Source organism: Tsuneonella sediminis (assembly GCF_051912845.1).
In the GTDB taxonomy this organism is placed as follows: Bacteria; Pseudomonadota; Alphaproteobacteria; order Sphingomonadales; family Sphingomonadaceae; genus Tsuneonella; species Tsuneonella sediminis.
The window spans coordinates 2,065,029-2,080,251 of record NZ_JBNCBU010000001.1; the positions used below are offsets into that span (position 1 = coordinate 2,065,029).

The 15,223-nt window shown below is 64.8% G+C and carries 9 protein-coding genes; 7 read left to right on the forward strand and 2 right to left on the reverse strand.

The window, feature by feature from the left end; genetic code table 11:
* Position 1: 1 nt before the first annotated feature.
* The 4 genes from ACPV3N_RS10425 to ACPV3N_RS10440 are packed head-to-tail and all read left to right on the forward strand — an operon-like array spanning position 2 to position 4,319.
* Positions 2-1,522: a family 43 glycosylhydrolase gene (locus ACPV3N_RS10425; protein ID WP_440117310.1), complete on the forward strand. Its 1,521-nt coding sequence runs from the start codon at positions 2-4 to the stop codon at positions 1,520-1,522.
* A 24-nt stretch (positions 1,523-1,546) separates the two neighbouring features.
* Positions 1,547-2,551: a TRAP transporter substrate-binding protein gene (locus tag ACPV3N_RS10430; protein WP_440117312.1), complete on the forward strand. Its 1,005-nt coding sequence runs from the start codon at positions 1,547-1,549 to the stop codon at positions 2,549-2,551.
* A 2-nt stretch (positions 2,552-2,553) separates the two neighbouring features.
* Positions 2,554-3,033, forward strand: coding sequence for a TRAP transporter small permease (locus tag ACPV3N_RS10435; protein WP_440117314.1), 480 nt, complete (start codon positions 2,554-2,556; stop codon positions 3,031-3,033).
* On the forward strand, positions 3,033-4,319 hold the full coding sequence (locus ACPV3N_RS10440) for a TRAP transporter large permease (protein ID WP_440117316.1): 1,287 nt from the start codon (positions 3,033-3,035) through the stop codon (positions 4,317-4,319). The genes ACPV3N_RS10435 and ACPV3N_RS10440 overlap by 1 nt, the downstream gene beginning before the upstream one ends.
* 3 nt (positions 4,320-4,322) lie before the next feature.
* Here ACPV3N_RS10440 and ACPV3N_RS10445 read toward each other — a convergent pair whose 3' ends face one another.
* Positions 4,323-5,834, reverse strand: coding sequence for a UxaA family hydrolase (locus ACPV3N_RS10445; RefSeq protein WP_440117318.1), 1,512 nt, complete (start codon positions 5,832-5,834; stop codon positions 4,323-4,325).
* Between the two features lie 146 nt (positions 5,835-5,980).
* On the opposite strand from ACPV3N_RS10445, the gene uxaC reads away from it, so the two are divergent.
* Both uxaC and ACPV3N_RS10455 read left to right on the forward strand, forming a co-directional pair.
* A complete protein-coding gene (uxaC, locus tag ACPV3N_RS10450) occupies positions 5,981-7,381 on the forward strand; it encodes a glucuronate isomerase (protein WP_440117322.1) in 1,401 nt (466 codons plus the stop codon).
* Complete coding sequence (locus ACPV3N_RS10455) at positions 7,378-8,739, forward strand: mannitol dehydrogenase family protein (RefSeq protein ID WP_440117324.1); 1,362 nt, start codon at positions 7,378-7,380, stop codon at positions 8,737-8,739. Before uxaC ends, ACPV3N_RS10455 begins: the two co-directional genes overlap by 4 nt.
* Positions 8,740-8,947: 208 nt before the next feature.
* Here ACPV3N_RS10455 and ACPV3N_RS10460 read toward each other — a convergent pair whose 3' ends face one another.
* The gene (locus ACPV3N_RS10460; RefSeq protein ID WP_440117326.1) at positions 8,948-11,797 is read right to left on the reverse strand and encodes a TonB-dependent receptor domain-containing protein; all 2,850 of its coding nucleotides are present in this window, start codon (positions 11,795-11,797) and stop codon (positions 8,948-8,950) included.
* Between the two features lie 370 nt (positions 11,798-12,167).
* Between ACPV3N_RS10460 and ACPV3N_RS10465 the strand changes: the two genes are divergently transcribed.
* Entirely contained in the window at positions 12,168-15,155 is a 2,988-nt protein-coding gene (locus tag ACPV3N_RS10465) for a TonB-dependent receptor domain-containing protein (protein WP_440117328.1), read from the forward strand.
* The last annotated feature ends 68 nt before the right edge of the window (positions 15,156-15,223 follow it).

Genomic DNA, 15,223 nt, shown 5'->3' on the forward strand with positions numbered 1-15,223 from the left:
AATGGTTGACACGACACCATCGGGGATCGCCACTCGGCGCGGGCTCGACAACCAGCGCATCCCGGATCTCGGCGATGGCACCTTCATCAACCCAGTGATTTCGGGTGACCGGCCCGACCCCGCGATTCTGAAGGACGGAGCCGACTATTTCGTCACGTTCTCGACGTTCGACGCCTATCCCGGTCTGACGATCTGGCATTCGCGCGACCTCGTCAACTGGCGCCCGCTGAAGCCCGCCCTGCATCGCAACATCGGTTCCGTCTGGGCTCCCAGCCTGCACAAGGACGGCGGCCGATACCTGCTCTATATTCCCGTCAAGTCTCAGCCCCGCAACGACATCTTCGTCAGCTGGGCCGAGCGAATCGAAGGCCCGTGGAGCGATCCCGTCCCGCTGGGACTGCACGAACACATCGATCCCTGCCACGCGGTGGCGGAGGACGGCAGCAAGTGGCTGTTCCTTTCGGGCGGGGACCGTGTGCGACTGGCGGACGACAATCTGTCGCTCGCCGGTGAAGTCGAGCACGTTTACGATCCATGGCGCTACCCGTCCGACTGGATCGTCGAGGGATTCTCGCCCGAAGGTCCCAAGATTCACCGGATCGGCGACTGGTTCTACATGATCACCGCGGTTGGCGGCACCGCAGGGCCGCCCACGGGGCACATGGTGATCGCTGCCCGGTCGCGATCGCTGCACGGCCCGTGGGAGCATCATCCGGGCAACCCGATCGTACGAACCCAATCGATCGACGAGGCCTGGTGGTCGCGCGGGCACGCGTCACTTGTGGAGGCGCCCGACGGTAGCTGGTGGTCGCTCTATCACGGGTTCGAGAACGGGTTCTGGACGCTGGGCCGGCAATGTCTTCTGGACCCGGTCCGCTTCACCGCGGACGGCTGGTTCGAGATGACGGGAGGCGATCTGTCACGACCGATAGCCAAGCCCCGCGGCGGCCAAATGCAGCCGCATGGACTCAAGCTGACTGACGACTTTTCCGGTCCGCTCGCGCTTGGCAGCAAGTGGGCGTTCTTCCGCCCGTCGAACCAAGAGACAGCTCGGGTCAGGACCGAGGGCGGAGTCCTCCATTTAGCGGGCAGGGGCGATGCACCATCGAGCGGATCCCCGCTGTTGCTGACAGCGGGCGATCGTAGCTACAGGTTCGAGTGCGATATCGAGATCGAGCCGGGCGGGCGGGCGGGGCTGATCCTGTTCTACGACGACAAGCTCTATTGCGGCCTGGGATTCGATGCCGAGCGCTTCGTTACCCACCAGTATGGCATCGAGCGAGGACGACCGGTCAATCCGCACGGGTCCCGCATGCGCATGCGGGTCACCAACGACCGCCATATCGTGACCTACGATACCAGTGGCGACGGGGGGCGGACCTGGCATCGTTTCGATCGCGGCATGGAGGTATCGGGGTATCACCATAACGTGCGCGGGGGATTCCTGATGCTCCGGCCGGGACTTTACGCTGCGGCACCGGGCGAGGCGAAGTTCCGCGACTTCCGGTTCACCGCGCTCTAGGATCGGGTAGGAGCAATGCACCTCATGAAGGTTTTCAGTCCAACGCGGCGCGGGGTGATGCGGGGTGCGGTGTCGCTGGGCGCGGCGGCTGCGCTGCCGGCGTGCAAGCCGGTCCTATCCGACCGCCTGACCGGGGCCGACGCGCACCCTGCGGACTATCCGACCGTGCGCGCGGTCGAGTTCATGGGACGGTACCTCGCCGATAGAACCGATGGCCGGCTCGCCATCAAGGTATTTGCGGGAGGGCAGCTCGGCAACGAGACCGACACCCTTGAGATCACGAGTTTCGGGGGGATCGACTTCAACCGGGTGAACTTCGCGCCGCTCAACTCGGTTGAACCCATGACGCTGCCGTTTTCGTTGCCGTTCGTCTTCGATTCGGTCGATCACATGCGCCGCGCGGTCGACTCCGGACTTGGCGACGAGGTGCTCGCAGCTCTCGAACCGCACGGACTGGTCGGCCTTGCCATCTACGATTCCGGGGCGCGCAATTTCTACAATGGCCGGCGGCCGATCCGCACGCCTTTGGACATGAAGGGCCTCAAGATCCGCGTGCCGGCATCGGACCTGTACATCGCGATGGTCAACGCGCTGGGCGCCAACGCGGTGCCGATCCCTTTCGGTGAAATCTATCAGTCCCTGGCTCAGGGAGTGATCGACGGTGCCGAGAACAACTGGCCGACGTTCGTGGGTGAACGGCATTACGAGGTCGCGACCTACCTCAGCCTTACCGGTCACCTGCTGACGCCAGAAGCATTCGTCATGAGCAAGATCAGCTGGGACAAGCTTTCCCGCGTCGATCAGGGGCTGGTCCGCGAAGCGGCCAAAGCCTCGGTAATCGAGATGCGGCGGCTGTGGGACCTGCGCGTGGCCGAAGCGCAGGCGACAATCGCCCGCTCCCCCGTCCGCGTGAACGAGGTGGACCAGACGCCCTTCGCCGCGTTGATGCGGCCTGTCTGGGACCAGTTCGTCACTACCCCGCAACAAAAATCCATGGTCGAGCGCATCCTCGCCATGAGCGAGGCATGAGCATGGCAAACACGGTTTCGCGGTGGTTGATCGGCTTCGGGTCCGCAGGCCTGCTGGCGATGACAGCTATCATCGCCTGGCAGGTCTTTGGACGCTTCGTTCTCAGCTCGAGTCCGTCGTGGACCGAGCAGGCTTCGCTGATCCTGATGATCTGGTACGTCATGTTCGCTGCCGCAGCCGGCGTGCACGAAGGGTTTCACATTCGCATCGCGATCCTGGAAGAAAGGCTGGGCGAGCGCGCGCGCCCGGCCATTCGCCTGGTCGCGGCAATCGTCGCGGTGCTCGGGCTGGTACTGCTCGTCTACGGGCTGCAGCTCTGCTGGCTCGTGCGCGGGAACGTGGTGCCCTCACTGGGGATCAGCCGGTCGGTTGCCTATGTTCCGCTGCCGGTCTCGGGGCTCCTGATGGCCCTTTTCGCGTTGCCCCAGATCGGTAGCGGGACCCATCCCGGCACTCCGCACGGCGAAGAGGAGATCGCCTGATGGAACTCCTCGTCCTATTCGGCGTGCTGCTCGCTTTGCTCGTCCTCGGCGTACCGGTCGGCTATTCGCTGTTCGGCTCGGCGCTCGCCTGCTTCCTCGCGATGGGCATTCCTCCGATCGTCGCCGTACAGCGAATTGCCGCGGGGATCAGCGTTTTCACGCTGATGGCGATCCCGTTCTTCATCTTCGCGGGCGACCTCATGTACCGCGCCGGAATTGCCGAGCGCCTGGTGCGCGTCGCCGATGCCGCCGTGGGACGCGTGAGGGGCGGGCTGGGCATCGTCGATGTCGGCGCTTCGATGATGTTTGGCGCGGTGTCCGGCTCGGCCATCGCCAGCGCATCGGCCATCGGCTCGACGATGGTCCCACTGATGAAGGAAAAGGGCTATCCCGGCGACTACGCGGTGAACGTCACGGCGACGGCGGCCATCGTCGGATTGCTGATCCCTCCATCCCACAACATGATCATCTATTCGGCCGCTTCGGGCATCGGCGTCTCGATCGGAGACCTGTTCCTGGCCGGCGTGTTTCCCGGTTTGCTTACAGGGTTCCTGCTCATGCTCATGGCTTGGCTGGTGGCACGGCGCCGCAAGCTACCGATGGGCCAGTTTCCGGGCTGGCGGGCGTTCTTCCGGGCAGCTGCATACGCTTTCCCGGGACTCATGACCGCAGTCATCATCATGGGGGGCATTCTGAGCGGATTCTTCACCCCCACCGAGAGCTCTGCGGTCGCCGTGGTCTATACGCTGATTGTCGGCACCCTCGTCTATCGCAGCCTTGGGTGGCGCGGCACATGGGAGGCCGCCGGAAAATCGGTGCGTACGGCTTCGATGGTCCTGTTCATCATCGCCGCGGCGACTGCCTTCGGATTCGCACTCGCCCTGCTCGAAGTGCCGGCTGCGCTCGGGGCGCTGATCGGGCTCATGACGGAAAACCCGATTTTGACCCTGCTGGTCATCAATCTGATGCTGCTCGCGCTTGGCACATTCATGGACATGGCACCGCTGATCGTCATCACCACGCCGATCTTCCTGCCTGTTTCGATGGACGTCGGCGTAGATCCGGTTCACTTCGGCATCATCATGATGCTCAACCTCGGCATCGGCCTGGTGACGCCGCCGGTGGGGTCGGTTCTCTTCGTCGGCTCCGCTGTCGGCAAGATCCCCGTGACGACCCTTGTCCGCACGATCTGGCCGTTCTACTTCACGCTCATCGCGGCGCTCTTGATCGTCAGCTACGTTCCCGCGTTGTCGCTCTGGCTGCCCGGAGTCCTGGGCGGCGAGTAAGACCTAGAGCGTGACGCCGCGCTTCCACAACGAGATTACCCGCTGACCGTGGCGCTCTGCGGCGGTCAGGCGGCCGCTGGCGATTTCGAGGATGCAGTCCGCAAACTCGGCGCTCACTGCCTCCGCGCCCTCCGTCAGCGCGCGGCCCGCGTCGAAATCGATCCAGCCCGTCTTGGACCGGGCGAGGGCCGAGTTCGAGGCAACCTTCACCGTCGGAACCGGAAAGCCGAGCGGGGTACCGCGTCCGGTGGTGAACAGGATCATCGTCGCTCCCGCAGCAGCCAGCGCGGTCGAGGACACCGCATCGTTGCCCGGTGCTTCCAGCAGCGTGACCCCGGGCTCCTTCGCGGCTTGGCCATAGTCGAGCACGTCGACAAGGGGAGCCTTGCCGGCTTTCTGCACCGCACCGAGCGACTTTTCCTCGAGCGTGGTGATCCCGCCGGCGATGTTTCCGGGTGAAGGGTTTTCCGACACTGGCTGGCCCTGGTCGAGGAAATAGCGCTTGAAGCGATTGAGCAAGGCGCAGGCAGCGTCGAACACGTCTGGAGATATCGCCCGCGCCAGCAAGGCATCCTCGGCTCCGAAGATCTCTGGTATCTCCGTCAGGACGAGCCGTCCGCCGCTCGCCGCTACCTGATCGCTGAACCGGCCGAGGAGCGGGTTCGCGGTGAGGCCGGAGAAGGCATCCGATCCTCCGCACTTGAGGCCTACCGTCAGCGCCGAGGCAGGCGCATTTTCACGCTGCAAGCCAGAAACGTCCTCGACCAGCCCGTCGACCAGCGCCATTGCGCGCGCCATCTCGTCGCCCGGATCCTGGGCGCGCATGATGCGCAGCTTGTCCCGGCTCCGTTCAGGCACAAGGGCGACGAGATCGTCCAGCTGGTTCGATTCGCAGCCGAGGCCGACGAGAACCACCCCCCCTGCATTGGGATTGTCGCACAAGGCCGCCAAAGCCGCCCGCGTCGCCGCGAGATCATCTCCTAACTGCGAGCAGCCATGCGGATGTCCGAACCCGACGATCGCGTCCACCCTGCCCGTATGGCGGACCTGCGCTTCGCGCGCGACCATCTCGACGAGCGGTGCGACACAGCCCACCGTGGGCAGGAGCCAGATTTCGTTGCGGGTGGCATAGCGCCCGTCTGCCCGTCGGTAGCCAAGCCATTGACCGAGAGGTCGGGCCGTTTCCGATGGGTGCGATGATGCCCCAGCATCATAACGGCGCTCGCCGGCAAGCGCGGTCGCGAGATTGTGCGAATGGACGTGCTGCCCCGCCTCCACCGCCGCGGTTGTCAGCCCGATCGGCTCGCCGTATCGTACCACGGCTTCCCCGACGGAGTGGTCCAGGAGCGCGAACTTGTGTCCGGCCGGGATCGCCTCGCGCAGCGTCACGCACCGTCCGCCAAGGGACACTTCGCGCCCGCTCGGCAGAGTTTCAAGCGCGATTCCGACCGTGTCGTCGATATGGCAAAGCCAATAAACGACCGTCAGCGCGGTGGATGAGGCAGATCCGACCATAACGTCCGGTTTCCCCGCTTTTGGCGGAAGGTTGATTTGACCGGGAATCCGTGCAAACCCCGTCTTTGACACCGGTTACCATAAATGCTGGATAACGGCAACGAGAGACGATCGTCCGCTGCCGGTCCGCCTGTGAAGGAATAGCCATGCCGCGCCCGCTTAATCTGCATCCCGACCGGCTGTTCCCCGCCGAACCAGCAACCCGCGCGATCGCGCGCGAACTCTATCGCGAGGTGGCGGACCTGCCGATCATCAGTCCGCACGGGCACACCGATCCCGAATGGTTTGCCGTCAATGCCGCGTTCGGGAATGCCGCCGAATTGCTGCTCGTGCCCGATCATTACCTATTCCGGATGCTCTATTCGCAGGGAGTGCGGCTGGAAGACCTTGGTATCGGCGGACACCCTGCCGACCCGCGCGCAGCCTGGCGCATCCTGGCCGAAAACTTCCACCTTTTCAGTGGGACGCCGAGCCGGATGTGGCTCGACTGGGTTTTCGCCGAGGCCTTCGGCATCGAAGTCCGGCTCGATGGGGAAACCGCCGACTTCTATTTCGATACGATCACCGAGGCGCTGCAGCGCGCGGAGTTCCGTCCGCGCGCGCTGTTCGAACGATACGGCATCGAATTGCTGGCAACCACCGAAAGCCCGCTCGACACGCTCGAGCATCACCAGGCGATCCGCGATAGCGATTGGACCGGTAGGGTAATCACCGCCTACCGCCCGGACCCGGTAGTCGATCCCGATTTCGAAGGATTCGCCGACAACCTCGCGCGGTTTTCCGAGCAGACGGGCGAGGACTGCTCGTCGTGGACGGGGTACCTAGCGGCGCACCGCAAGCGCCGGGCGTTCTTCGCAACGATGGGCGCGACTTCGACCGATCACGGCCATCCCAGCGCCGCGACCGCCAACCTGTCATTCGCGGAAGCCGAGGCCCTCTTTGACCGGGTCAAGGACGGCGCTGCAAGCGCCGCGGACGCGGAACAGTTCCGCGCCCAGATGCTCACCGAAATGGCCGGGATGAGCCTCGACGACGGTCTGGTGATGCAGATCCATCCGGGTTCGTTCCGGAACCACAATCGCCAGCTTTTCGATATGTTCGGCCGCGACAAGGGAGCGGATATCCCGACGCGCACCGATTACGTGACAGCGCTGCGCCCGCTGCTGGAAAAGTATGGAAACGAGCCGGATCTCTCGATCATTCTCTTCACGCTCGACGAAAGCAGCTACGCGCGCGAACTCGCGCCGCTGGCGGGGCATTATCCCTGCCTCAAGCTGGGACCGGCATGGTGGTTTCACGACAGCCCCGAAGGGATGCGCCGCTTTCGCCTGATGACGACCGAGACTGCGGGTTTCTACAACACCGTCGGCTTCAACGATGATACGCGGGCCTTCCTTTCGATCCCCGCGAGGCACGATGTCGCCCGGCGCATCGATTGCGGTTTCCTTGCCCAGCTGGTGGCAGAGCATCGCATGGAAGACTGGGAAGCAGCGGAGACGGCCCGCGACCTCGCGTACAATCTCGTGAAGCGAGCCTACCGGTTGTGAGGCTGAATTCCGAGACCGCTGCTGGTCTTTCGGCTGAGATCGCACGCGGAAATTACGACCGCGACGGGCAGGCGATCGGGATCGTCCATTTCGGCATCGGTGCGTTTCATCGGGCGCATCAGGCCTGCTACACCGACCTCGCCCTGTCCGCGGGCGAGCGCGACTGGCTCATCTGCGGGGTATCGCTCCGTTCGACCGCGGTCGCGGACCAGCTCAATCCGCAAGAAGGGTTGTTCACGCTGACCGAACGCTGCGGCGATTCCGCTTCTATCCGGTTGGTCGGCTCGGTCCGGGAGGTGCTATTCGCGCCCCAGCAGTCGGACCGGGTGGTTGCCCGGATCGCCGACCCGGCCTGCCGCATCGTCTCATTCACCGTCACCGAGAAAGGGTACGCGCGGGGGGAAGGCGACCGGCTCGATCCGTCCAGGGCGAGCGAGAGCTTCTATCCGCTTCTGGCTCGGGGACTGGCCGCGCGGCGTACTGCGGATCTGCCGGGCGTGACATTGCTGCCGTGCGACAACCTCGCCAACAACGGCGGCGTGCTGGCAGGCTTGGTGCGTCAGTGGCTGGAAGCGGAGGATCCCGCCCTGCGCGAATGGTTCGACCGTGAATGCCGCGTGCCCTCGACGATGGTCGACCGCATCGTGCCGCGAAGCGGGCGGGACGATCTGGAAGATCTGGAGGCCAGGATCGGTCTGCACGACGAGGGCGCCGTCTTCACCGAACGGTTCAGCCAGTGGGTGATCGAGAACGATTTTGCCGGTCCCCGCCCAACCTGGGAGCGCCACGGCGCCCAGGTCGTCGACGATGTTGCGCCCTTCGAGACCGCCAAGCTGCGCATGCTCAACGGGGCGCACTCGCTTCTGGCCTACTGCGGGCTGCGCGCGGGGTTCGAATTTGTCCATGAGGCGGTGGCTGATCCCGCATTGCGCCAGTTGGCAGAGCACCTCATGCGCCGCGAAGCGACCCCTACGATCCCGGCGACCGAAAGCCAGGATCTGGACGCGTATGCCGATGAATTGATGGCTCGTTTCGCCGATCCGGCATTGCGCCACCGTCTCGCGCAGATCGCCATGGACGGCACGCAGAAGATTCCGCAGCGGTGGCTGGACACCGCCAGCGAGTCGTCAGGCGCAGGGCGTGAGAGCCGCGCGATTGAAACAGGGTTCGACGCTTGGCTCTGGCATCTTGCCGATGGACGCTTCGTCGATGATCCCTTCGGAGAAGAGCTGGTCAGCCTGATGGCCTCAGGCGGCCGGGAGGCGGTAATAGCCCGATGCTTCGAGGGAGCTGAGGGGGCCGGTCCGCTTTGGGCTGAATATGCTCCGCTCGCAGGGATTTTTCTAAAGACGCGATAGGGAAGCACAGGGCGGATAGCTGAAGCGCAATTGGGCTGGTTCTCTTCTTGAGCTGGTCGTCCGTCTTGCGGCTCCGAAGCAGCCTGTCGACGAACCTCGGCTAAAATTCCGCTTTCCGCCCCGATCCCCGACGGTTTTGATCAGTCGAGGCAATAAAGATGGCCGCGGCCTCTCCCTTTCGGAGAGAAGAGGCCGCGGCTCGGTACGTTCACATCCGCATGTTGGCGCGGACGTAGAAATAGCGGCCCGGGACATCGTGGGCCGACTGGGCAAAATTGTTCGATTCGCAGGTCACGCATCCCGGCGTGGCGACATCGAACAGGTTGTTCACACCGACCGCAAAGCCAAAGCGGTCATCCGGGCCTACGAGAAAACGCAGTTGCGCGTCGGTATAGAATACCGATTTCATCACGTTGTTGGTTTCGCGCAGCTTCGACGTGTAGCGCCCGGTGAGGGTCAGGCCCACTTCGTCCCCCTCGAGATCGAGGATACCGATCGATTTCCAGCGCGGGAACGACTGGGCCGGCGAGCCCACTTGCGTGCCCTCCCGGCTGAGGAGCTGATCGCCGGTGGGGCCCGGGACGATGACGTCGTAATTCTCGAGGAAGGTGTTGGCCCAGGTGAAGCCCAGGCGGCCGATGCCGGTCTCGAGCCCGCGATACGAGACGTTGACGTCTATCCCGCGGGTACGGATCGCCGCGATATTCTGCAGGAATCCCTGCACCTCGGTGAGTTGTCCGTTGACGCGGGTGACCAGGCTGCAGGTGGCCGGGTCGCCAGTGACCAGGCAGTTGGTAACCGTGGTCGCGCGCGGTATCGCCTGGATCGCTCCCTCGATCCTGATCTTGTACCAGTTCGCCTCGATCGAGAGCCTGGGAATGAACGACGGGCTGTACACCCCGCCGACCACCCAGCTTTCGCTCGTTTCGGGCAGCAGCGCCTGGTTTCCGCCGGTCGTTACCGAGATCTGCGCGTTGGCCTGCTGGTAGCTGCCATTTGCGGGCACGCCGGCCGCGATACACGCCTGTCGGATCGCCGCGTCGTTCTGGAACCGGCGGGGCGCCGCATTCGCCGCATGCGAGGAACACGGATCGTCGAGAACCTCGTCGAAGCGCGACTGCGATCCGAACAGCTCGCCGATCGAAGGGGCGCGGAACCCTTCGGCATAGGTGGCGCGCAGCCGCAGGTCGTCGATCGGCTTCCAGTTCACCCCGCCCTTGAGCGTCGTGGTCGACCCGGAAGTCGAGTAATCCGACACGCGCACCGCGCCGTTGAGCTCGAGAAGCCGGATGAACGGAATGCCCGCCAAGAGCGGGGCGTTCACCTCGGCATACGCTTCCTTCACATCGTAGCCGCCACGGGTGGGACGAGCCGGAATGTCGGAGCTGAAGCCGGCCGCCACCACAGGGTCAGGATCGAACCGGCCCTTGAGGTCGCGGTACTGCGCGCCCAGCGCCAGCCCGAGCGGGCCGCCGGGAAGCTGGAAGAGCTCGCCCGATACGTTGGCCGTCAGGTCGAACTGGGTCTGCTCGCTGCTGTCGTTCTGTTCGAACGTGACGAAGTCGATCATCGCGGGGGTGATCGAGCCGAAGCCGCCGAAAAGGTTGAACGGTACGCACGAGCCGGTGCAGGCCGAGATCGGGCCCAGCGCCTGGCGCAGCTTGCTGGAATCGATGTTGCCGAGCATCGTCTGCTTGGCCTTGTTCTTGCCGTACGAGGCATTGACGTCCCAGAACCAGTCGCTGCCGCCGACGTCGAAGTTGCCGTCCAGCGTCGCGACGCCGTAATAGGTGTCGACTGTCTGGCTGAAGCGGCGCGGACCGCCTTCAAGGAAGCGCCGGAAGATCGCATTCACGTTGCCGTTGGGACCGCCGAGGTCGACGCCGAACGGATTGAACGGATTGCTCGCGCTGACGACGATGTTGCTGAGGACGGGGGTCAAGCCGGAGGTCGGCCCGATGCCGAACGGCAACGGCGCCGCCTGGTTCTTCGACTTGCGCTGGTTGTAAAGCGTCTTGATCGAGAAGCTGGTGTTCTCGCCCAGTTCATAGGACAGGTTGCCGAACGCCCCGATGCGTTCCAGCGGTACCTGCAGATAGTTGAAGGGCTGGAAGTTGAAACGATCGGCCGGGCTGTTGAAGCCGCGGAAATCGGCCGGCGTCGGCCGGCGCCCTATGACCGGCGCGATCAGCGTCGCATTGCCACCGACGAAGATGGAGCCGGTGTAGCGGCCGTTCGGCGTGAAGCTCGAGCAGGTCGCCTGGCAGCGAACGTCGTAGGGCTCCGGAAAGGCAGAAAGCGCCCGCGTGCCCGAAAAGACCGGGTTCTGGTCGATGTAGCTGCCACCGACGACGATCTGCAGCGGTCCGTCGCCGCCATTGCCCCAGCTCGCCTGCAGGTTGGTGGTGACGCCGTCTCCCTGCTGGTAGCCGCTGACCTGGGCCGAGGCGCGGATGCCGTCCTGCGCGCGCTTGGTGATGATGTTGACCACGCCGGCGATCGCGTCGGAGCCGTAGATGGCGGACGCGCCGTCCTGCAGCACCTCGACTCGCTCGATGGCGCTTTCGGGGATCGAGTTGAGGTCGGTCGACCCCGGCACGCCGCTGGCCGAGGCGCCGTTGACGAACCGCAGACCATCGACGAGCACGAGAACCCGGCGCGAGCCCAGGTAGCGCAGGTCGACCTCTGCCGACCCCGCGCCGACGCCGCCGCCGTCGGGCGGGTTGCCGAGGTTGCCCGAATTGTTGAACTTGGAGTTCAGGCCGCCCCCCGAACTTGGCAGCCGCTGGAGCACGTCGGTGACCGAATTGAGGCCGGTCTTGGCAATGTCGCCTTCATCGACGAAAACCACCGGGGCATCCTGGTCGAGCGGATTGCGCCGGATTCGCGATCCGGTCACGACAATCGGAACCCCGTCCTGCGCGGAGGCACCCCTTGCATCAGTCGTCATGCTCTCGTCGGGCCGGATGTCCTGACCGTGAGCGGCAATGGCCATTGTGGCGGTCGCGACGGCAAGCGAGGCGCAGGCAAGACGCAGTCGATTCCGGGTAATTGTCATGGTGAGATCCTCTCAGGATTTACTGCGGCGGGATGAACCATAATTTCAGCTGCCCGAAAAGAGGGTAATAACGGCGAGTCCGTTGTTGCCCGAGCGAAATCAAAGATGACGTCTGTCCGCAACAGGCAGCGCCATTCGCTTTCCTGAAGGAGGGGCTGCATGGGGCCGGTCTGGGCGGGGGCCGGTATCGCGAAATTTTGGCCTGAGCCGTGCCATTACTCTGTGCACAACTCGCTGCGTTCCGGCTGTTTGCGAAATGCACGCCGGTTATGGGGCACCCGATAGAAAGTATGGCCGATGGCCTTGCTTTGCTCTTAGGACTTGATGCTGCGCGAAACGCGCAAACGGGGGGATCGTAATGCTAGCTTCCATGTCGTTGAAGACCGTACTGGCCGCGGGAACGGCCCTTGCGGCGGTGTCGGCAACGATGCCGGCCACCGCCCTGGCGCAGACCACGCCCGATGCGCAGACCACTACGCAGCCCGCTCCGACCCCGACCGGTGCGGAGACCCCTGCATCTGGTGCGCCGGCGACGGCGGACACGAGCAGCGGACAGGGGTCGGAGATCCTCGTCACCGGATCGCGCATCCGCCGGGATCCGAACGACAGCGCGCTGCCGCTGCAGATTGTCACGACGCAGGAGCTTCAGCGCAACGGCATCAGCAGCCCCGAACAGCTGATCGGCTACCTCACCACCAACGGAACCGGGTCAGACAACCTGGCGAGCAACGCCGACGTGGTTAGCGGGCAGCAACGGGGCAACAACGGCGCGTCGTTCGCCAACCTTCGCGGTCAGGGATCGGGCGCGACCCTCGTCCTCCTCAACGGCCGCCGGGTCGCAGCCCACGGGCTCCAGGGTTCGGCAGTGGACGTGAACCAGATCCCTTTTGCGGCGATCGAGCGGGTCGAGGTCCTTAAGGAAGGCGCCTCGGCGATCTACGGCACCGACGCAATCGGTGGCGTGATCAATTTCATCATGCGCAAGGACTACCAGGGCGTAGGGCTGCAGGCGTTCGCGGACATCGCGGAAGGCGGCGATCACACCATCTACCGGACCTCCGCGATCGCCGGTTACGGAGATCTGCGCGAGCAGGGCTTCAACGTCATGGCCGCCGTCAGTTTCAGCGACATGCCGGAGCTTCGCGGCGACCAGCGCGATTTCGTGAACACGTTCCAGCCCGATCGCGGCCTGTCGCCTGATACCCGCGGCACGCCGTTCGCGACGATCTTTCCCCTCGCCGGCACCTTCTTCCCGAACGCGGCCTCGACCCCGTTCATTCCCGGTACGACGACGCTAGCGAGTGGCGGCATCAACGTTCTCGACCTTCCCGGGGGGCTGGGTTGCGGTGTCATCGCGGGGCAGGGGCCCTACGACGCTGAACTCTGGGCGACCCCGACCGCGGGACTGGCCTGCGCCTTCGACACGGGCCGGTCGGCCGTTCTCCAGCAGCCGCTCGAGACGCTGACATGGTTCGGTCGCGGCGTCGCGAGGTTCGGCGAGCACGAGGTCACCGTGGAGGCGACAGGTTCGGACGCGACCGCGGCGAAACGTTTCTCGGAAGTCCAGATCACGCCGAACACGACCACGCAGAACTATGCGCATCCGGTCGGCGCCCCGGGCTACGCGTTCGTCTACAGCGAGTTGCTGCGGGTTTTTCCCGCCCTCGCCGCGCGCGCGCCGGCGGCGCTGTCGTACCGGTTCCGCTGCGTCGAATGCGGACGCCGCGAGATCGTGACCGATACCCAGACCGCGCGCTACACTCTGGGCCTCGACGGCCCGCTGTTCGGAGGATGGGATTACCGGACCGGCATTTCCTATGCGGAGAGCCAGTCGAAATCGACGCTGGGGACCGGTTACTATTACCGCGGGACGACCGGGAGCGGGGCTGACGATCCGAATGCGCCGCTGGCGCCGGGAGCCACGCGCAGAGGCCTGATCGGATTGCTGAACAGCGGCCTGCTCAATCCCTTCCTGCTGCCCGGCCAATCGCAGAGTGCCGCCGCGCTCGCGGCGCTCGAGGCGGTGTCCGCCGAGGGCGTGGTCCTTTACGGCGGCAAGTACTCGGTGACGCAGGCCGACGCCTCGATATCGGGCGGGCTGTTCGACCTTCCCGCCGGCACCGTACGGGCGGCCATCGGCGTCGACTACCGGAAGGAGAAATACCGCTTCAACGGGGACGAGCGCGAGGCGGCCACTCGCCCGACCATCATCGCCGCCCCGTTCGACGATGCAAACCAGCTCGCCGGCGCCTCCCGCGAGATCAAGGCGGCTTATGCCGAGGTCCTTATCCCTGTCCTCGACAGCCTCGAGGTGACGGTGGCGGGACGCGTCGACGACTACGGCGACTTCGGAACCACGACCAATCCGATGGCGAGCTTCAAGTTCCGCCCGTTTTCCGCGCTGATGTTCCGCGGCAACTACAACACCGCTTTCCGGGTGCCCGCCTTCAACCAGTTGTTCAACGGAACGCTCGAATCGCTCTACACCGGCGGCGCGATCGTGGACCCGTTCCGCTGCCCGAGCGGCGTGGTGAACGAAAACGTGCCCGGCTGCGAATCGCTCGTGCGGTCGATCGACCTCCTCAGTGGCGGCAACCGGGATCTCGAGCCCGAAACGGCCAAGATGTACAGCCTCGGCGCCGTGTTCGAGCCGTCGCGCAATTTCAGCGCCTCGGTAGATTTCTTCAGCATCGACCGTGAAGGTACCATCCAGGCGCTGTCGCTGACCCAGGCGCTGAACAACTTCGCGCTCGTGCCCCAGTTGTTCATACGGGATCAGGCGAACGGGCCGCTCCAGGCGATCGACCTGCGCGTCACCAACCTCGGCGGATCGAAGACCGAAGGGTTCGAGATTGCCGTTCGCGGCGGTATCGACGCTCTTTCGGGGCGGCTCGATGCGGGGCTCGACGCCACCTACCTGACCAAGAAGAAGGAGCAGGTCATCGCCGGCGGGCCTTTCCAGGACCGGCTCGGCGTCTTCGCGTTCAGCGGCGACCTTGGCCTCAAGTGGAAGCACAACGCGTTCATCAGCTATCGCACCGACATGTGGACCACCACGCTGACCCAGATCTTCCGCAGCGGGTACACGAACCAAGTGCTTCCCGGCATCGCCAATGGCACGACCACGCGGCCCAACACCGTCGATCGGGTCGACGAATACGTGATCTACAACCTGTCGGTGGCGTTCACGGGGCTCGAGGGCCTTCGCCTGTCGGCGGGGATCAAGAACCTGTTCGACACGGACCCGCCGTTCGCGATCAGCTACGACAGCAACACCGGCGGCGGAAGCTCGTGGGAGCCGCGCGTTGCCGATCCGCGCGGCCGGTCCTTCACGATCGCGGCCGAGGTGAAGTTCTAGCCCCGGTATCGCAAGGAGCCGCGGCACCCGCTGCCGCGGCTCTCTTCACGGTTTGCGAAAGGGCAGGG